Origin of the sequence: Streptomyces sp. NPDC005393 (genome assembly GCF_040606675.1) — a bacterium.
Lineage (GTDB): Bacteria > Actinomycetota > Actinomycetes > Streptomycetales > Streptomycetaceae > Streptomyces.
Genome location: NZ_JBEXFG010000027.1, coordinates 1 through 17,690 on the forward strand (window position 1 = coordinate 1; position 17,690 = coordinate 17,690).

A 17,690-nucleotide genomic window follows, 5' to 3' on the forward strand; every position below is an offset into this window, starting at 1 on the left:
GGTTCCGCAACGCCGACAACCAGCGCCTACGCACACGCTGCGTTACCACCCGCCGAGCCCGTGGACACCTCCGCACCGCTCAACTTTGAAGACCCACGATGTGGCCGCGGACGGCAGTTGCGCGCCGAAGGCGGATCCCATGCTGCCGGGGTGCAGCAACCCGATGGTGTCCGTCATGCCGTGGTCCTCGCGTGGTCGGCGGCGTGCAGAAGTAGGAAATCGATGGCGGCGCGGGCGTGCGACACCATGTGGTCTGGCCCGGGATCGTCCGTCGGCCAAGAGCCGTCGCTACCGATCCAGATGGTGCGCAGCCCTGTGGAGCGTCCGCCGCCGATGTCGTTGACCGGGTTGTCGCCGACCATCCAGCCGCCGTCACCCAGCACGGTGCCGCAGCGGGCCGCGGCCAGGGCGAAGTGCCGGGGCTGCGGCTTGCGCGCGTCGGCCTCCTCGGAGACGAAGACGCCGTCCACACGCTCGGAGATACCGGTGGCCCGCAGCTTGGCGCGCTGGATGTCAACCGAACCGTTGGTCGCCACGCCCACTCGCCAGCCCGCTGCACGCAGCTCGTCCAAGCCGTCGAGGACCTCGGCCGGGCAAGACACCATGTCCGCGATATCGGCGCAGTACGCGCCCCACAACTGCACGGTCGACATGGGCAGCCGGTACCGGGTGCGGATCGGGTCAAAGGTGGACGGATGGGCCCGCTCGGCCACCATGCCCAGGACGTACGCCTGCTCCTCGTCCTCCAGACCGTGCCGGGTGGTGAACTCGACGGCCCAGTCGGCGAGGGTTCCCCGCCGGTCCACGAGTGTGGTGTCGAGGTCGAAGACAGGACTCACTCCCGCTCAGTCTCTAGGAAGGGTTCTTGATCCGTTGCGGTGGGCTCTCCTCGTATCGCCCGGAGGGCCCGCTGAGCTGGCAGGATGGGGCAAGCGCTATGCAATGTGTCGTTGACGACGTGAGCGATCGAAGGTGGGACGCTCTCGTGAACAAGGCCCGGAGTCGGGCGGGCCGGTCGCCTGGGAACCCGACGGCCGCATGCAGTTGCTGGTCGCCGACAGCCCGCAGGAGATGGAAGCTTTCCTCGAAGCTCGTCGGACTCAGGGCTACGGCGCCCGTATGTCCGCGGGCTACTGCTGGCGCTGGTCTCCGGAACCCAAGCCCGGCGACCCGCTCCCGCCCGACGTCGTCATCGGCGACTGGGCCCGTCCCTGGAACCTGCGTGGCGACCGCTCCGTCTCGGGGGCGCCCCCGGCCGCCCTGTGGGCCACCGACCCGGCGGGCTTCGGACAGGTCGGCTGCGTCGACACCGCCCAGGGCTTCGAGTACGACTGGTCCGGCGTGATCATTGGCCCCGATCTGCTCTGGCGCGGCGACCGCTGGATCACGGACCGTACGGCGTCGAAGGACCCGGTCTTCAAGAAGTTGGCGGCCGTTGCGCGCATCCGGCGTACGTGGTGCAGAGTCCCCGATTCCACCTATGAGAGAGGTATGTCCTATCGTTCCGTCCTTCATCACCCCTTCTCATGTCACAGGCAGGGACTAGGATCTGCACCCTGGGTCTGACCATGGGGAACGGCGACCCTCGCGGGACACAAGGAGCGGGGAACAGGCATGCGGGAAGGCCGGTGGGTCACGGTCACCGAGTCCGAGTTCGATCACGAACGCCGTGGCCTGGACGCGATCCGGGAGAAGCTGCCGGATTCCGACCCCTGGCGTGCCTGGTCGAACTTCACCTTCACCGCCACCACCGGTCACGTCCGCGAGGTGGACCTGCTGGTCGTCGCTCCCGGCGGCGTCTGCATGATCGAGCTGAAGGACTGGCACGGCTCGGTCACGTCCGAGAACGGCACCTGGGTACAGACCACTCCCGGTGGCCGCCGCCGTACGCACGGCAATCCGCTGCACCTGGTCAACCGCAAGGCCAAGGAACTGGCCGGCCTGCTCGCGCTGCCCGGGGGTAAGCGGGTCTGGGTCGCGGAGGCCGTCTGCTTCACGGACAACAGCCTTCGTGTACGCCTGCCCGCCCACGACCAGAACGGCGTCTACACCGTCCACCAGCTGGTCGAGATGCTCAAGCAGCCTCCGCGGGACGAGCGGCGCCGTATCACCGCGATCGGCTCGCGCCAGATCGAGGCGGCCCTCAAGAACATCGGCATCCGCAAGAGCGACGCGCAGTACAAGGTCGGCCCGTACGAGCTGGAGCGGAAGTCCTTCGACTCCGGGCCCACCTGGGCGGACTACCTCGCCCGACACAGCGACCTGCCCGAGGCCGCCCGCGTCCGTATCTACCTCAGCGAGCGCGGCTCCGACGCATCCCTGCGCCAGTCCGTCGAGAACGCCGCCCGGCGCGAGGCCGCGGTGCTGGGCCGTTTCAAGCACCCGGGCGTGGTCGAACTCAAGCAGTACTTCCCCTCCGGGCACGCCGCCGGCCCCGCGCTGATCTTCGACTACCACCCGGACACCCTGAAGCTGGACGAGTACCTGGTCCAGTACGGCGAGAAGCTGGACATCCTCGGCCGGATGGCGCTGGTCCGCCAGCTCGCCGAGACCATGCGCTCCGCGCACTCCAGCCGCATCCACCACCGGGCGCTCGCCGCCCGCTCCGTGCTCGTCGTCCCCCGTCCGCGCGGCAGGAAGGGCCGGGCGGTGGGGGAGGAGGCCGCCTGGCTCACCCCACAGCTCCAGATCTCCGACTGGCAGATCGCCACCCAGCGCAGCGGCGACTCCTCCCAGGGCCAGGGCATGACCCGCTTCGCGCCGACCGCGCTGTCCGCCCAGCACGTGGCCGACGACGCCGACGCCTACCTCGCCCCCGAACTCACCGCCCTCAACCCCGACCCGGTCCACCTCGACGTGTACGGGCTCGGCGTCCTCACCTACCTGCTGGTCACCGGCAAGGCCCCGGCCGCCAGCCAGGCCGAGCTGCTGGCCCGGCTGGAGGCGGGGGAGGGACTGCGCCCCAGCTCCCTGGTGGACGGCCTGTCGGAGGACGTGGACGACCTGGTCCAGGCCGCCACCGCCTACCGGCCCGGCCAGCGGCTGTCCGGCGTGGACGAGTTCCTGGAGCTGCTGGAGGTCGTCGAGGATTCCCTCACCGCCCCGGCCCCGGCGGCCGCCGGTACGGAAGGGCCGGGCGACGAAGACGACGAGATCGCCGCAGACAAGGACCCGCTGGAGGCCGTCGCCGGTGACGTGCTCGCCGGCCGGTGGGAGATCCGCCGCCGCCTCGGCACCGGCTCCACCAGTCGCGCCTTCCTCGTCCGCGACCTGCAGGCGGAAGCCCGCAGGACCCGCCCGCTGGCCGTGCTGAAGGTCGCCCTCTCCGACAGCCGCAGCGAGATCCTCGCCCGCGAGGCCGAGGCCATGGGACGCCTGCGCCCCCACTCCGGCATCATCCGCCTCGTCGAACCCGAGCCGCTGCACATCGGCGGCCGTACCGTCCTGGCACTGGAGTACGTCGGCGACGAGCGCGACGACAACGGACAGGGCACCGAGGGCGGCGGACGTCCGCGCCGCCGTGAGGAGACCGTCGCCCGTCAGCTCCGCGAGAACGGCCGCCTCCAGGTCGACCAGCTTGAGGCGTACGGCGACTACCTCTTCGGAGCCGTCGACTTCCTGGAGGGCGAGGGCGTCTGGCACCGCGACATCAAGCCCGACAACATCGCCATCCGCATCCGCCCCAACCGCACCCGCGAGCTCGTCCTCATCGACTTCTCCCTCGCCGGCTACCCGGCGAAGAGCACCAACGCGGGCACCGACGGCTACCTCGACCCCTTCGTCGACGTCATCACCCGCGGCTCGTACGACTCGCACGCCGAGCGGTACGCCGTCGCCGTCACCCTGCACCAGATGGCCTCCGGCGAGCTGCCCAAGTGGGGCGACGGCAGTGTCCTGCCCCGCATGACCGACGCGAAGGAGTGGCCGTACCCGACCATCGCGGCCGAGGCATTCGACCCGGCCGTACGGGACGGTCTCGTTGACTTCTTCCAGAAGGCCCTGCACCGCGACGCCAGCCGGCGGTTCCCCGAGCTGAAGCCGATGCGGGACGCCTGGCGCAAGGTCTTCCTCGACGCCTCCCAGACCGTCCCGTCCAGTCACCGTTCCCGTCCCCCGGCCGCCGCGACCACGGGGGAGGGAACACCCGCCGAGGCCGCCGCCGCGGCGATCGCGGACGCCGAACCGGAGACCGCCGAGCAGCAGCGCGACCGTCTCGCCGCCGAGGTCACCCGCGACACCCCGCTGACCGTCTCCGGCCTCACGCCCGCCGCCCAGTCCTTCCTCTACGGCCTCGGCATCACCACGGTCGGCGAACTGCTCGACTACAGCCGCCGCAAGCTGGTCAACGCCCCCGGACTGGGCGCCAAGACCCGCAACGAGGTCCAGCAGCGGCAGCGCGAGTGGGGCGAGCGGCTGCGTGAGATCCCTGTCTCGCCGCTCACACCAAAGGGCCGCGCGGAGGCCAAGGAGGAGCTGGAGCAGCTCACCGCCGCCGAGTCGGCCCTCGTCGGCGAACTCGCCACGGGCGCCTCGGCGGGCGCACTGTCCCCCCGCATGCTCCGCTCCGTCAGCCTGGACACCCTCGCCACCGTCTTCGTGCCCGCCGTCAACAACAACGGCTCCAACCGCAACAAGGCCGAGATGGTACGGCTGTTGCTGCGCCTGCCCGACGAGCACGGGGTGCTGCCCGGCATCGGGGTCTGGCCGAAGCAGAAGGACGTCGCGGACGCGCTCGCCCTGAGCCACGGCCGTATCCCGCAGATGCTCAAGGACGAGCGCAAGCGCTGGAAGGCGGAGCCCGCCGTCCAGGCACTGCGCGAGGAGATCATCGACCTGCTGGTGAGCATGGGCCGGGTCGCCTCGGCGGTGGAGATCGCGGATGCCCTGGCGGTCCGGCGCGGCACGCATCTCGCGGGGCGCGAGCAGCGGCGCGCGATGGCGCTGGCGGCCGTACGGGCCGTGGTCGAGGTCGAGCAACTGCTGCCACAGGAGGCCGAGTTCCAGCACCAGCCGAACCGCAAGGCGACGGACGAGTCCCTGGGCGCCGGCCTGCTCGCCCTCGACGTACGGGAGAACGACGGCCCGGACACCCCGACCGCGCCGGGCCTGCTGGAGTACGCGACCCGGCTGGGTAAGACGGCGGATCGGCTCGCCAAGCTGGACACCCTGCCGACGGCGGCCACCGTGCTGGCCGAGCTGGGCGCGCTGACGGTGCCGCCGGGCGCGGTCGACTGGGACGAGCGGCGCATGGTGGAGCTGGCGGCTGCGGCGTCCGTGAACGCCGCCGCCACTCCACGCCTGGAGATCTACCCGCGTGACCTGTCGCTGGTCAGGGCGCTGCGTCTCACCCAGGCCGGGCTCGTCCGCTGGATCCCGGGTATGCCGGAGGGGCAGCAGCCGGGCCTGACCGGTGAGGCTGTGCACGAGCGGGTCCGTGCTCGCTTCCCGGAGATGGTCGTTCCCGACGGGCGTGGCGGCACGCACCACGAACTGCCGACGGGCGGCCCGCTCACCAAGGCGTTGCGCGACGCCGGCTTCGAACTGTCGCTCAGCATGCACGAACGCGAGGGCGTGCTGCGCTACTTGCCGACGCGGGTGGACGACGCGTCGAGCTACCTGACGACGGGTGCGTGGCGGCAGTCGACGCGTACGGGTGCGGTGACGCGGTACGCCGACGACCCGCAGCTCGCGGGTGCGGTGCGCGCGGAGGAACGGCTGCTGGCGTCGGCCCGCCGGGACGGGTACCGGGTGCTGACCGTACGGCAGCAGCTGGTGCGGGACGCGGTGCGGGAGCTGGGTGCCGGGCGGCTGGGCACGGATGCGGTGTCGGTGACGGAGCTGTTCCTGGAGGCCCTGCACGCGCAGGTCACGCCGGGCACCAAGCCCACCTGGGAGACGCTGCTCAAGGCGGATGCCGCCGAGCCGGGCTCGAAGGGTGCGGTGCGGTTCGCGGAGTACGCGCGGACGGCGTGGGGCGCGGTGGAGCCTCGGATCGCGGAGCTGCTGGGCAACGGTGGCGGGGGCGGCGGGGCCGGTCCTGTGCTGCTGACGGAGGCCGGGGTGTTCGCGCGGTACGACGCGATGGGCGTCCTGGACCGGCTGGCGTCGGCGGCCCGGCGGGGCGGGCGGGGGCTGTGGCTCCTTGTCCCGCAGAGCGACCCCTCGCGCGAGCCCCGGCTCGGGCAGGTGGCTGTGCCGTACCAGGCCGGCCTGGGGGAGTGGATTCAGCTTCCGGACACGTGGGTGGGTAACGCCCATCGTGGGTCCGGCGAGGTTGTGGCTAGTGCCAGTGGTGTCGAGGGAGACGCGAAGTGATCGACCGCAAGGCTCTGTTGGACGACCTGAAGCAGCAGGTCAAGGCGGTCGAGACCGACCTTGGGCGCCAGGTGAAGGCGCTGGGGGATGTCGGCGCGCGGCTGAGGACAGAGTACGACCGGGCGCGCAAGCTGGGGCGTACGGCGGCGACGTGGAACTCGTGGCTGGATGAGCGGGTCACGCAGGTCGCGGTGGCGTGGGTGCTGGGGACTGTGTTCGTGCGGTTCTGTGAGGACAACCGGCTGATTCCGGAGCCGTACCTGACGGGGCCGGATGGTGATCGGCGTGAGCTGGCGGAGTCTCGGTACGACGCGTATGTGGAGTCGGACGAGGACCCAACGTACCGGGGGTGGCTGGAGAAGGCGTTCGAGGAGTTGGGGCAGGGGCAGGCGGGTCGGCTTCTTTTTGATAGGCGGCACAACCCGCTGTATCAGGTTCCGCTGTCGCATGATGGTGGCCGGGAGTTGGTCGAGTTCTGGCGGGGGAGGGATGAGGCGGGTGTTCTCGTCCACGACTTCATCGACCCGCTGAACGAGGACGGTACGGAGGGGTGGGACACGCGGTTCCTGGGTGACCTGTACCAGGACCTGAGCGAGGCCGCCCGGAAGACGTATGCCCTGCTCCAGACGCCGGAGTTCGTGGAGGAGTTCATCCTCGACCGGACGATGAACCCGGCGGTTCGGGAGTTCGGGTACGAGGAACTGAAGATGATCGACCCTACGTGTGGGTCGGGGCACTTTGTGTTGGGGGCGTTTCGGCGGTTGGTGCGGCTGTGGGGGGAGGGGCAGCCTGGGCGTGATGTGCATGAGCGGGTGCGGGCTGCGCTGGACTCGGTGCACGGGGTGGACATCAACCCGTTTGCCGTGGCTGTTGCTCGGTTCCGGTTGTTGGTTGCGGCGATGGCGGCTAGTGGGGTGCGGACGCTAGGGGAGGCGGCGAAGCTTGAGTGGCCGGTTCACCTGGCAGTCGGTGACTCACTCATCAAGGCAAGGCAGTTGGGCCTATTTAACGGGATTGACGGAGAAGACGAGCTTGCAGAGTTCGCTTACTCGACTGAGGACGTGCACGAACATCCGGGTATTCTGCAGCAAGGGCGATACCACGTGGTGGTGGGTAACCCGCCCTATATCACCGTCAAAGATAAGCTGCTCAATCAGCTATATCGAGAACTCTATAAGAGCTGCTCTATGGAATATGCCTTGTCGGTTCCTTTTGTGGAGCGGTTTTTTGAATTGGCGAAGCGTGGCGAGGGCGACGGGGGCGGCTTCGGGATTGTCGGCCAGATTACGTCCAATTCTTTCATGAAGCGGGAATTTGGCGCTAAAATTGTCGAAGGCTACTTTAAGGATGAAGTGGAATTGACGGAGGTGATCGATACCTCTGGGGCTTATATTCCTGGGCACGGAACGCCGACCGTCATTCTTGTGGGTAGGCGACGGAGAGGGAATAGCCGTTCTCATTCCGTCCGTACGGTGCGAAGCGTTCAGGGGGAACCTTCTGTTCCCGAGAAGGCGGAGGAGGGGCAGGTTTGGCGAGCAATCGTTAGGCAAATTGATTCTTCTCCGTCGCGCAGCGCTTGGATCTCTGTGAGTGATCTTCCTCGTGTTGAATTCTTCAGTGCCCACCCGTGGATTCTGGGTGACGGTGGCCGTGAATTGATTACGCAAATGGAGTCGGCGATGGCATCTCGCCTGGGCTCCCGGCTTGCAATGGCTATTGGATTCGGGGCGATCTCAGGCGAGGATGCGGCATACTTTCTACCCGATGAGGCAACGGCTCGTCGACTGAAGATTGAACATGCTATCCCAATGGTGATCGGCGAAGCCGTGCGGGATTACGTGATCACCCCCGGTACTGTCACTGTTTGGCCGTACGGTCAGAATTTGGACCTCGTGCCCGAGAGCCGATTTCCGAAGGCTATCGCTACCTTGTGGCTTAGTCGTCAGTACTTGACGACTAGAAAGAGGTTCGGCAAGGTAGTCAGCTCAATCCCTGGGTTCTCTTGGTATGAATTTCGAGAATTCTATCGAGAGAAAATTCGGACGTCGCTGTCGATCACCTTTGCATTTGTTGCTACGGGAAACCACTTCGTACTGGATCGAGGCGGAAAGATATTTAAACAGTCGGCGCCGTTGATCAAACTCCGAGAAGGTGCGGGTGAGGCTGACTATCTGCAACTCCTGGGCTTGCTTAATAGTTCGACGTCGTGCTTCTGGCTCAAGCAAGTTAGTCAAGGGAAGGGTGGCAGTGGTATTGGCTGCGGAATTAAGGATGAGGCATGGGAGGAGCGCTACGAATTCACGGGCACCAATATTCAGGATTTTCCGCTCCCGGCCTCCTACCCTGTCGCTCTTGCTGGCGCCTTGGATGACCTTGCTCAGCAGCTATCTGCCGTGACTCCATCTGCTGTCGCGACTGATGGCGTCCCGACCTTCTCCATGTTGCGAAAGGCGAAGGGAGAATGGGAATCAATTCGCGCCCGCATGATTTGCCTTCAAGAAGAGCTTGATTGGCAGGTGTATTCCCTGTATCATCTTCATTTCGAAGATCTTCGCGCTTCTGTCGATATTGACGATCCGTGCTTTCCTGAACTTGCCCTTGGCGAGAGAGCATTCGAAATCATCCTTGCCCGCCGGGCGCAGCGAGGCGAGGTGGTGACGGCGTGGTTCAAGCGGCACAACTCCACGCCCATCACGGAGATCCCCGCCCACTGGCCCGCCCTCTACCGCGAGATCGTCCAGAAGCGTATCGACGCCATCGAGTCGAACCGTGCCATCGGCATGGTGGAGCGCCCCGAGTACAAGCGCCGTTGGACCACTGAGGGTTGGGACGCACTCCAGGAGAAGGCCCTGCGCTCCTGGCTGCTCGACCGTATGGAGAACCGCGACCACTGGTTCGACGAGAACGGTCAGCCCGCCATCCTCACCCTGGCCCGCCTCACCGACGCTCTCTCTCGCGATGAGGACTTCGTCTCCGTAGCCAAGCTCTACGCGCCCCGCAAGGAACTCGCGAAGGTGGTCGCCGAGTTGATCACGGACGAGCACGTGCCGTTCCTCTCCTCCCTGCGCTACAAGCCCTCCGGGCTCAAGAAGCGGGCCGACTGGGAAGAGGTGTGGGACCTCCAGCGCAAGGAGGACGCCGCGCCCGACGAGCCTGCCAAGCGGAAGATCCGGGACTCCATCCCCGTACCGCCGAAGTACAGCTCGGCCGACTTCCTCCGCCCGTCGTATTGGAGGGCGCGCGGCAAGCTCGACGTGCCCAAGGAGCGGTTCGTCTCCTACGGGCAGACCAATGCCGCCACTCCCGAGCTGTACGGCTGGGCCGGCTGGGATCAGCGGGAGCAGGCGCAGGCCCTCGCCACGTACTTCACCAACACCGCGCTGTCCACCGAGGAGATCACGCCGTTCCTCGCCGGCCTGCTGGAACTCCAGCCGTGGCTGTCCCAGTGGCACAACGAGTTCGACATGCTCTACAGCGGCTCCCCGGCGGACTTCTTCGCCGGTTACCGCCAGCAGAAGCAGGGCGAGCACGGACTCACCGACGACGATCTCCGTAACTGGCAGCCCCCGGCCGCGACCCGAGGTCGTCGCGCCGCCGTGAAGAAGTAGTCGAAGGCGACTCGGTGTCGTGCCCGTACGCCGATGCCGAGTCTGCCGGTCGAGGGGCCACCTGGTGCATGCGCGGGTGGCCTCCTGTCGTTACGCGCAGCTCGGCCCATACTGTCTTGCCGGGGGCGGCCGGGCGAGGCGTGATGCCCCAGTCGTCCGCGAGGGCGACGACGAGGAGGAGGCCGCGGCCGGACTCGGATGTGGAGTCGGGGGTCGGGGGAGTGGACGGGGGCTGTTTCTCGGCGCGGGTGTCGGTCACCTCGATGCGGAAGTTGTCATCGGCCAGGGTGAGTTGGACGTGGAAGTCCCGGCCGGGGACGTGGCCGTGGCGTACGGCGTTGGCGGTGAGTTCTGCCGTGATGAGAGTGAGCGTCTCGTTGACCGGGGTCGTGTAGGGGTGGCCCCAGTCGTTCAGGCGGTGCGAGACGAGTCGGCGGGCGAGGCGGGCGCCGCGTGGGGTTGAGGTGAAGCGCATGGTGAACTCGCGTTCGGGGGCGGGGTGCTGTGGCATATGCCCGTTCGGGGGAGTTGCTGACTTCATGGGGTCAACGGTTGCGGACTCTGCGTAGCGTTGAACAGGAGCGATGCGCTGACGGGTACGGACTGTACACGTGGGCGGTGCGCTTGTACGTGATGTTGGGCGTGACCGCTTTCGGGGCCGTGCGTTGGGCGGGCGGTGTCCGGTGATTTGATGGTTGTACGGGAGGAGCTGCGGCGTGGACGAAGAGGTTCAGCAGCCGGAGTACGAGTTCGGGGCGGGCATTCTCCATGTGTTCGGGCGGCAGTTGAAACTGTTCCGGGAGCGAGCGGGCATGGACCGCGCGAAGCTCGGGTCGCTGACCGGGTACTCGGCCTCGACGATCGCGTCGTTCGAGCAGGCAAGGCGTATCCCGCCGCCGAAATTTATCGACCGGGCCAATGAAGTGCTGGACGCTGGTGGGGTGTTGAGTGCGAGCAAGGAGGAGGTGGCTCGGGCTCAGTATCCGGCCTTCTTTCGGGACGCGGCGCGGTTGGAGGCGGAGGCCGTCGAACTGCATGTGTACGCGAACCAGGCGGTGCCCGGACTCTTGCAGACGGAGGAGTATGCGCGGGCCATCTTCATGATGATGCGGCCACCTATGGATGAGGAACTGATCGAACAGCGAGTGGGCGCACGCCTGGCCCGGCAGGAGGTCTTGTCCAGCCGTGATGCGCCGCTCGCCAGCTTTGTCATCGATGAGGCCGTGTTGAGGCGTCCCATCGGGGGTCGAGGCGTCCTGCGTGGCCAGCTTGAGCACATCCTCCTGATGGGGGAGCGACGGAACATCGAGATCCAGGTGATGCCGCTCGACCGTGAGGAGAACGCGGGTATGGCTGGTCCCTTCACCTTGATCGAAACGAAGGAAGGGCGGAGGATCGCGTACGCCGAGGTACAGAACGTGAGCCGCCTGCAGACGGAGCGGGAACGCGTCCGTGCGCTGGAGGCCAAGTACGGGATCATCCGGGCGCAGGCCCTGACTCCTCGTGAATCATTGGCGTACGTAGAGAAGTTGCTGGGAGAGCTATGAACGCGCACGTACATCAGCCGCACATAGACCAGTTGGTATGGCGCAAGAGCAGCTACAGCAGCGAGGAAGGCGGCGAATGCGTCGAGGTCGCCGTCCTCCCCGCCAGGGTTCACGTCCGCGACTCGAAGGACACAACCCGTGCCGCGCTGACCGTGGAACCCACGGCGTGGACCGCGTTCGTCGAGTTCGCGGCACTTTGACCCGCCTCTGTGTTGAGGCCGGACCTGTAGGCCGGGCTGGCTTCATCCGTGGCGTAACTGATGGGAGACCCCGCGCGCAGTTCCGTCACGCGTCGGCGCCCCGCTCCAACCCCGGAGCGGGGCGCCAACACGGCGCGGGCCCGTAAGCCCTCGCCGTCCGGGCCGGCACCGGGGGCCAGGTAGTGCTGTACGCGGAGGATCAGCACGACGTCATCGCGGTAGTTCTCCTGGTACCAGATCATGACGGGCCCTTCGGCGTGGGTCTTGACACCGGAGGCGGACTCCTGGAAGTCGAAGGGGTGGCCGATGCGGCGGACGCCCACGGCTTCGGCGATGGGGCGGGCGAAGTCTTCGGCATCTCGCCTGTGGGCCTCGGGGAGGTCGACGACGACGTGTTCGGCGTCGGAGTTGTGCTCCCAGGTTCAGTCACTCACGCACGGTCGGCCTCCGCGTCGGCGAGGATCCGGCCGAGTTCGGCGGAGGCGGCGCGGCGGGCGTCCTTGTCGTCGCTGGTGGCGACGGTGTGTTCGCATGCGCGGAAGCGGGCGGCTCGTTCGGGCCACCGCTGGACAGCGACCCATGCCCACCAGTGATCGACGAAGTGGCGGCCGGGCAGAAGGCTGAACTCGTCGCGGGTCTGGTTCATGGCTTCGGCCCAGTGTGTGTCGAACTTGGGCAGGGCTTCGGGGCTGAGGCGGGCGACGGCAACCCGGAGGGCGGCGGGATTCCTGTCCGGCATGGGGATGAGCGGCCCTGCGGGGATGTCGGTGCCCGTGGTCATGAGCGGCGTTCCTCCGAGGAGTGGTCTGTCGTCCCGGTCCGTGAGTGCAACGCCCGTCGGGCCGCACTGATGAGATGGTGCGCGTCAGCGTCGTACACGGCGGACTCCCGGAGTGTCCTCCACGTGCGCAGATAGGTGTCCACGCCGGCCTCGTCGTCGATCCACAACTCCGCGTGCCAGTTCTCGACGATCACCTGGCGGTCGTCGTAGATCCAGAAGGCGGTGGCCGGGGGGATCTTGAGGGCGGCGGAGAGCGGGATGATCCCCAGTTCGACCGTGGTGAGGCCGATGACTCCGGCGAGGCGGTCGAGTTGGGCGGCGAGCACCGACGGAGGGCAGACCAGGGCGTGTAGGGCGGCTTCCCACATGAGGACGCGATACCGCTTCGTCGAGTCGTACAGGGCCCCTTGTCGCCTCATGCGCGAGGCCACTGCCTCTTCGATGTCGCGCGGCGACTGATGCAGCTCCGTGAAGCGCGTGAAGACCGACCGGGCGTAGTCCGGTGTCTGGAGAACGCCGACGATCATGGAGCCCTGCCAGACGTGAAAGGTGCGTGTCCTCGCGTGTTCGGCGTTGCGTTCGTCCTGTACGGGCTTGTGTCCTGCGGCGAGTTGCCGACGCCATGATCGAATGTGAGACTCGAAGCCTCGGAGCCTGGCAAGCAACTCGTCGCGCGTCTCTGGCCGACCGGTGCTTTCGGCCCACTTCCGCAGGTCCTCCGGCGTGGGCGTTGTCCGGCCGTTTTCCAGCTTGCTGACCTTCGACTTGTGCCATCCGCACTTGTCGGCGAGTTCGGTACCGGTGAGACGGCCACCGGGGGCTGACAGCCGAAGCTCCCGGAGGCGTAGCCCGAGGGCTTCGCGCGCCTTCTGGTAGTCCGTGCTCACCGGTACACACCTGTTTCTGTTACTCCTTCACGGCCAGGCCGGCCGCGAACTCCTCGTACGGGACGGCGTGATGCATGGCCGCGTCGCGCACCATGGAGTACCGCACCACCTCGGCGGGCTCCGTGATCAGTTCGACGCCTGTCAGGTTGTCGGCGTCGTCGAACTGAAGCAACGCGACCATGCGCGAATCGAAGAGCCAGAAGTCCTCGGAGGGCAGGTTGAGCCGGTCGGCATCCGCGCGCGAGAGGTTCATCATCCTTTCGCCTACGGCGCTGTTACGACGTGCGTTGTCGAGCAGGTACAACTGACCTGTCGTAGGCGGGTTGTCGACGATGCGGACGCGCTCGATGCGCTTACCGAGCGCGGTCTGCACGCGGCGATTGGCACACCACTCCGAGTCGGTTTCGTCCCAGTCGACCGACTCGCCACGGATGAACTGGGCGTATGTGTCGGTGCCTTCGTCGGATGCGTAGCGCCGCCGGGTCTCCAGCCGCCACGCTGTGTGCTCGAACTGCTCGAAGAGTCGACCGAAGCTGTCCAGGTCGATGATCTTCGCCTCACGAGTCATGTCCTTTGGCCCCCAGTCCACGAGCAGTGATCGAGGCACCACGATCGGGACCTCGCCCTCGCCCAAGTGCTGAAGCTGGGCGATGTCCTCGGGGTTGGTGAGTGGCGGGCCGTGCACGACGACTTCTCCCGAGTCGAGGTCCTCGTGCACCGAGGAGCATCCGTCGTCGCCGCTGCCTGTCCCGTTGAATCGCAGCCGTCGCACCATGAGCAGTTCCTTTCGCCGGGGACCGATGCGTTAAGCCTCCCCACAGGCGCTGCCTCATGTGTGCTGTTCAGCCGAGCCATATGAGGAACTTCGGGGAACTTCCCTGCGAAGTCAAGCAACTTCGAGGAACTTCTCTGTCTCCGGGCCCTGCCCTTCCCTACTGTCCCGTTGATGGCTACAGCGCAACAGGCGCAGGAGACCGATCCGTTCGCGGCCGCAGAAGCTCTGAAGGCGGCACTTTCTCAGGCAGGCATCGTCGTTCCCTCACTCGCAGTCGATGCCGGCTCGCCCACTCTCCAGCTCGTGGAACCGGGCCGCGTACGTGCCGAGTGGGCGATGCGCCTGGCAGAGCGCTCCGGAAAGACGGCGGCGCAAGAGCGTAGCTGGAAGAACCCACGAGGACGGCGGCCTCCCGCTCCGGATGACGCTCCGGGTCTACACAGTGGACCGTACGAGCCGCGTCACGAGCGACTCGGGCACGCATGGCTTCGAGGGCGGCGAGGCCGGGGCAGCGATCAGTCTCGGGCAGGAGTTCCCCGCCTGCGCGTGCCCGCACCACCGGGTCGTGAGGGCAGCACGATGAGCGCTGCGAACGCCGAGAGCGCCTTCATGTCCCCGTAGAGGTCCAAGACCTGCCCAGGCGGGTCCTACTGTGACACCGAGGAGAGGCATGTTCGTCCATTCCGACCGTCTGCCCACGAGCACGGCGGTCCCGCAGGGAACCATCACCCCGGAGCCGTGGGGAGTCGGCCGCATGGCTCCGTACCCCACCATGGCCCCCGAGTACACCACCGCTCGACTGGACGCGGTCACCCAGACCGCCGTGTTCCTCGACGCGGCCGGCCAGGCCATGGAGATGCCGGGCCACGGCACCAGCACCGGCACCAGCCCCTCCACCGGCACCAGCCCCGACGGGCAGAACCAGGGCGCTACGGACACCGATACCGGGAGTGACAGCGACCAGTGAACGACCCGCGTCCGGTGTTGGTCGTCACCAGCTTGCACGACCCCACCGCCGACGTGGTGATCCGCGAGTTGCACGACCGGGACATCCCGGTCGTGCGGCTCGACTCCGGGGACTTCCCCGCATCACTGTCGGTGAAGGCCGAGATCACCCCGCACGGCATCCGGGGACGCCTCCTCACCCCGTCCCGCGTGGCCGACCTGGCCAACGTCCATGCCCTCTACTACCGTCGGCCGACCGGGTTCGCCTTCCCGCACCTCGATGAGCAGGACGCGCGGTTCGCCATCACCCAGGCCCGGTACGGGCTCGGCGGAGTGCTGGCTTCGCTGCCGGGCTGCCTCTACATCAACCACCCCCACCGCATCGGAGACGCGGAGTTCAAACCCTCTGGTCTGGCCGCAGCCGTGGAGGCAGGCTTCCTGGTGCCGCCCACTCTGATCACCTCCAGCCCCGACGCCGCACGGGCCTTCATCAAGCGGCATGGCTCGGTTATCTACAAGCCCCTGCACAACGCCGTCTACCGGGTCGACGGCGTGTCGAACGTCGTGAAGGTCGCCGAGGTGTCCGCAGTGGACATCGACGACGGCGTGGCGGGCACCGCCCACCTGTTCCAGCGGCGCATCCCCAAATCCGCCGACGTACGGGTGACTGTCATCGGCGACCAGGTGTTCTCCGTCCGGATCGACTCCGACCTCTTGGACTGGCGCACCGACTACGACCGCCTGGCCTACACGCCCGTGGAACCGCCGCACGGAATCGTGCCGGCCCTCCGCCACTACATGGACCACTTCGGGCTTGTCTTCGGGGCTTTCGACTTCTGCGTGGCCGAAGACGGGCAATGGTGGTTCCTGGAGTGCAACCCGTCCGGCCAGTGGTACTGGCTGGAGCCTGAGACGGGCCTGCCCATGTGCGCGGCCCTGGCAGACCTCTTGGAGAGGAAGAGCACGACGTGATCGATGACAAGGGCCTTCGTCTCGCGCTCGCCGAGCGCCTGGCCGCCGGCGGCCAGCTGCGCACCGACCCGTGGCGAGTCGCCGTCGAAGCCGTGCCCCGGCACGAGTTCCTGCGCGGCGGCTTCTTCGAACGGGCCGACAGCCCCGGACAAACCGCCTGGCAGCCCGTTCTTCCCGATGCCCCCCAATGGCTGGGCCGCTGCTACGACGATGACTCCCTCGTCACCCAGATCGCTGGAACGATCGCACCTCGCGACATCCGCGGCGAGATCCTGCGCGAGCCCACCTCATCCAGCACCCTGCCCGGCCTCGTCGTTCGGATGCTCGAAGACCTCCAGGTCGAAGACGGGCACCGTGTGCTGGAGATCGGCACCGGCACCGGCTACTCCACCGGCCTCCTCTGCCACCGGATCGGCGACGGCTTCGTGACGTCCATCGAGGTCGACCCGGAGGTCTCCACCCGTGCTCGTGCCGCACTCGGGCACGCCGGGTACGCGCCGCTCCTGGTCGTCGGTGACGGGCTGGCCGGTCACCCTGACGGCGCCCCGTACGACCGGCTGATCGCCACGTGCGGCGTCACCGAGCTGCCTTACGCGTGGGTGGAACAGACCCGGCCCGGCGGGATCATCCTCGCCACCCTGGGCGGCTGGCTCCATTCCTCCGGGCTCGCCCGCCTCACCGTGGGCGACGACGGCACCGCCCGAGGCCGACTCCTTGACGGCCATGTCTCCTTCATGATCGCCCGCCCCCAGCTCCCGCCTCGGCTTGGCCTGCTGCCCGATCTGGACGACAGCGACGACGAACGCGACACCCCGCTCGCCGCTGACTCCCTCGACGACTGGAACACGCGCTTCGTCGCCCAACTCGCAGCCCCCCACGCGCAGCGCCTCAGCATCAACCGGGACGGTCGAAACGAACACCTTCTGGTCGACGTCCACGCCGGCGCCTGGGCCGCCCTCGTCCAGCACGGCGACAGCTGGACGGTACGCCAGGGCGGCCCCGTGCGCCTGTGGGACGACATCGAGGAGACCGTGAACCAGTGGCGTGCCGAGGGTGCCCCCGGGCTCGACCACTTCGAGGTGACGGTCACCCGTGCCGCGCAGACCGTGACCTGGTCCAAGGTCTGACGGCAACGAGCATCAGGAGGACGCGGGCGATGGCGGAAGAGGAACCCCTGCACGAGTGGGCCGCCCGACGCGACCGGCGACGGGCGGCGGAACGGGAGATGCTCGGCACACGCCGCGCCGTCCCCGTCTCCGACGGTGCCCGCGCCTCCCACGTTGCCCCCGACGCTCCGCGCGCCCTGCTCGAATGGGACGGGCACGCGTGGGTGACCGTCGGAGTCGCTCCGAACGCTGACGCTGCCAGGGAGTTCCTCGGCCACGTGCCCGCCCCTGAGCCCGAGAACGGGCCGGACGACCAGCCCGCCCACCCTGGCCTGGGGCCCGGCCGAGGACGCCATCGCAAGCCCTGACGGCGCGCGCCTGGGGTCGGCCTGGTGCCCGGTCGCATCATGGTCCACCTCAGCGGATATGTCCCCTGTCTCGCACGCTGAGGCGCCGACCCCGGAGCCCAGGCGGCGGGCCCATGAACGGCCCTACGCCGGTCCCCGTCCCCGGCCCCCGGAAACAAAGGGGCCAGCCCCTGCGAGTGCTTGGGG

14 protein-coding genes and 2 pseudogenes are annotated in these 17,690 nt (G+C 67.7%); 10 read left to right on the plus strand and 6 right to left on the minus strand.

Features of this window, described 5'->3' with window-relative positions; all coding sequences use genetic code 11:
• Positions 1–42: 42 nt before the first annotated feature.
• Together ABZS71_RS21740 and ABZS71_RS21745 are read right to left on the minus strand one after the other, a co-directional pair.
• The gene (locus ABZS71_RS21740; protein WP_356212508.1) at positions 43–177 is read right to left on the minus strand and encodes a hypothetical protein; all 135 of its coding nucleotides are present in this window, start codon (positions 175–177) and stop codon (positions 43–45) included.
• Positions 174–839, minus strand: coding sequence for an HAD-IA family hydrolase (locus tag ABZS71_RS21745; protein ID WP_356212511.1), 666 nt, complete (start codon positions 837–839; stop codon positions 174–176). Before ABZS71_RS21745 ends, ABZS71_RS21740 begins: the two co-directional genes overlap by 4 nt.
• 166 nt (positions 840–1,005) lie before the next feature.
• Between ABZS71_RS21745 and ABZS71_RS21750 the strand changes: the two are divergent.
• From ABZS71_RS21750 to pglX, 3 genes and pseudogenes are all read left to right on the plus strand, one after another.
• A pseudogene (locus tag ABZS71_RS21750) lies at positions 1,006–1,425 on the plus strand (DNA/RNA helicase domain-containing protein); the annotation flags it as partial.
• 189 nt (positions 1,426–1,614) lie between these two features.
• Positions 1,615–6,315 (plus strand): BREX system serine/threonine kinase PglW, encoded by a 4,701-nt coding sequence (gene pglW / locus ABZS71_RS21755; RefSeq protein ID WP_356212515.1) that lies wholly within the window; start codon positions 1,615–1,617, stop codon positions 6,313–6,315.
• Positions 6,312–9,923, plus strand: a complete 3,612-nt coding sequence (gene pglX / locus ABZS71_RS21760) for a BREX-2 system adenine-specific DNA-methyltransferase PglX (protein WP_356212518.1) — start codon at positions 6,312–6,314, stop codon at positions 9,921–9,923. Before pglW ends, pglX begins: the two co-directional genes overlap by 4 nt.
• Here the strand turns inward: pglX and ABZS71_RS21765 are convergent.
• Positions 9,850–10,434 carry an ATP-binding protein gene (locus ABZS71_RS21765; protein ID WP_356212692.1) on the minus strand — a complete coding sequence of 195 codons (585 nt, stop codon included), beginning with the start codon at positions 10,432–10,434 and terminating at the stop codon, positions 9,850–9,852. The two genes, pglX and ABZS71_RS21765, sit on opposite strands and share 74 nt — an antisense overlap.
• A gap of 205 nt (positions 10,435–10,639) precedes the next feature.
• Here ABZS71_RS21765 and ABZS71_RS21770 point away from each other — a divergent pair, with 205 nt between their 5' ends.
• Together ABZS71_RS21770 and ABZS71_RS21775 are read left to right on the plus strand one after the other, a co-directional pair.
• The gene (locus ABZS71_RS21770; RefSeq protein WP_356212521.1) at positions 10,640–11,470 is read left to right on the plus strand and encodes a helix-turn-helix transcriptional regulator; all 831 of its coding nucleotides are present in this window, start codon (positions 10,640–10,642) and stop codon (positions 11,468–11,470) included.
• Positions 11,467–11,670 carry a DUF397 domain-containing protein gene (locus ABZS71_RS21775; RefSeq protein WP_356212524.1) on the plus strand — a complete coding sequence of 68 codons (204 nt, stop codon included), beginning with the start codon at positions 11,467–11,469 and terminating at the stop codon, positions 11,668–11,670. Before ABZS71_RS21770 ends, ABZS71_RS21775 begins: the two co-directional genes overlap by 4 nt.
• Positions 11,671–12,100: 430 nt before the next feature.
• Here the strand turns inward: ABZS71_RS21775 and ABZS71_RS21780 are convergent, their stop codons facing one another.
• From ABZS71_RS21780 to ABZS71_RS21790, 3 genes are read right to left on the minus strand one after another with little or no spacing between them, the layout of a single operon-like run.
• Positions 12,101–12,451 (minus strand): DUF6247 family protein, encoded by a 351-nt coding sequence (locus ABZS71_RS21780; protein ID WP_356212527.1) that lies wholly within the window; start codon positions 12,449–12,451, stop codon positions 12,101–12,103.
• Entirely contained in the window at positions 12,448–13,338 is an 891-nt protein-coding gene (locus ABZS71_RS21785; RefSeq protein WP_356212530.1) for a helix-turn-helix transcriptional regulator, read from the minus strand. Before ABZS71_RS21785 ends, ABZS71_RS21780 begins: the two co-directional genes overlap by 4 nt.
• Before the next feature lie 19 nt (positions 13,339–13,357).
• The gene (locus tag ABZS71_RS21790; protein WP_356212533.1) at positions 13,358–14,113 is read right to left on the minus strand and encodes a DUF6879 family protein; all 756 of its coding nucleotides are present in this window, start codon (positions 14,111–14,113) and stop codon (positions 13,358–13,360) included.
• Positions 14,114–14,284: 171 nt separating this feature from the next.
• On the opposite strand from ABZS71_RS21790, the pseudogene ABZS71_RS21795 reads away from it, so the two are divergent.
• The 5 genes and pseudogenes from ABZS71_RS21795 to ABZS71_RS21815 form a co-directional block, all read left to right on the plus strand.
• A pseudogene (locus tag ABZS71_RS21795) lies at positions 14,285–14,464 on the plus strand (hypothetical protein); the annotation flags it as partial.
• Positions 14,465–14,783: 319 nt separating this feature from the next.
• On the plus strand, positions 14,784–15,080 hold the full coding sequence (tgmA, locus tag ABZS71_RS21800; RefSeq protein ID WP_356212536.1) for a putative ATP-grasp-modified RiPP: 297 nt from the start codon (positions 14,784–14,786) through the stop codon (positions 15,078–15,080).
• On the plus strand, positions 15,077–16,030 hold the full coding sequence (gene tgmB / locus ABZS71_RS21805) for an ATP-grasp ribosomal peptide maturase (protein WP_356212539.1): 954 nt from the start codon (positions 15,077–15,079) through the stop codon (positions 16,028–16,030). The genes tgmA and tgmB overlap by 4 nt, the downstream gene beginning before the upstream one ends.
• On the plus strand, positions 16,027–17,157 hold the full coding sequence (gene tgmC / locus ABZS71_RS21810; protein WP_356212542.1) for an ATP-grasp peptide maturase system methyltransferase: 1,131 nt from the start codon (positions 16,027–16,029) through the stop codon (positions 17,155–17,157). The genes tgmB and tgmC overlap by 4 nt, the downstream gene beginning before the upstream one ends.
• A 29-nt stretch (positions 17,158–17,186) precedes the next feature.
• Complete coding sequence (locus ABZS71_RS21815; RefSeq protein WP_356212545.1) at positions 17,187–17,504, plus strand: DUF6087 family protein; 318 nt, start codon at positions 17,187–17,189, stop codon at positions 17,502–17,504.
• The last annotated feature ends 186 nt before the right edge of the window (positions 17,505–17,690 follow it).

Excerpts from the sequence above, each read along its gene's own strand:
- ABZS71_RS21740 (WP_356212508.1), bottom strand. The coding sequence starts at position 177 with ATGACGGACACCATCGGGTTGCTGCACCCCGGCAGCATGGGATCCGCC.
- pglW (WP_356212515.1), top strand. The coding sequence starts at position 1,615 with ATGCGGGAAGGCCGGTGGGTCACGGTCACCGAGTCCGAGTTCGATCAC.
- ABZS71_RS21765 (WP_356212692.1), bottom strand. The coding sequence starts at position 10,434 with ATGCCACAGCACCCCGCCCCCGAACGCGAGTTCACCATGCGCTTCACC.
- ABZS71_RS21775 (WP_356212524.1), top strand. The coding sequence starts at position 11,467 with ATGAACGCGCACGTACATCAGCCGCACATAGACCAGTTGGTATGGCGC.
- ABZS71_RS21780 (WP_356212527.1), bottom strand. The coding sequence starts at position 12,451 with ATGACCACGGGCACCGACATCCCCGCAGGGCCGCTCATCCCCATGCCG.
- ABZS71_RS21790 (WP_356212533.1), bottom strand. The coding sequence starts at position 14,113 with ATGGTGCGACGGCTGCGATTCAACGGGACAGGCAGCGGCGACGACGGA.
- tgmA (WP_356212536.1), top strand. The coding sequence starts at position 14,784 with ATGTTCGTCCATTCCGACCGTCTGCCCACGAGCACGGCGGTCCCGCAG.
- ABZS71_RS21815 (WP_356212545.1), top strand. The coding sequence starts at position 17,187 with ATGGCGGAAGAGGAACCCCTGCACGAGTGGGCCGCCCGACGCGACCGG.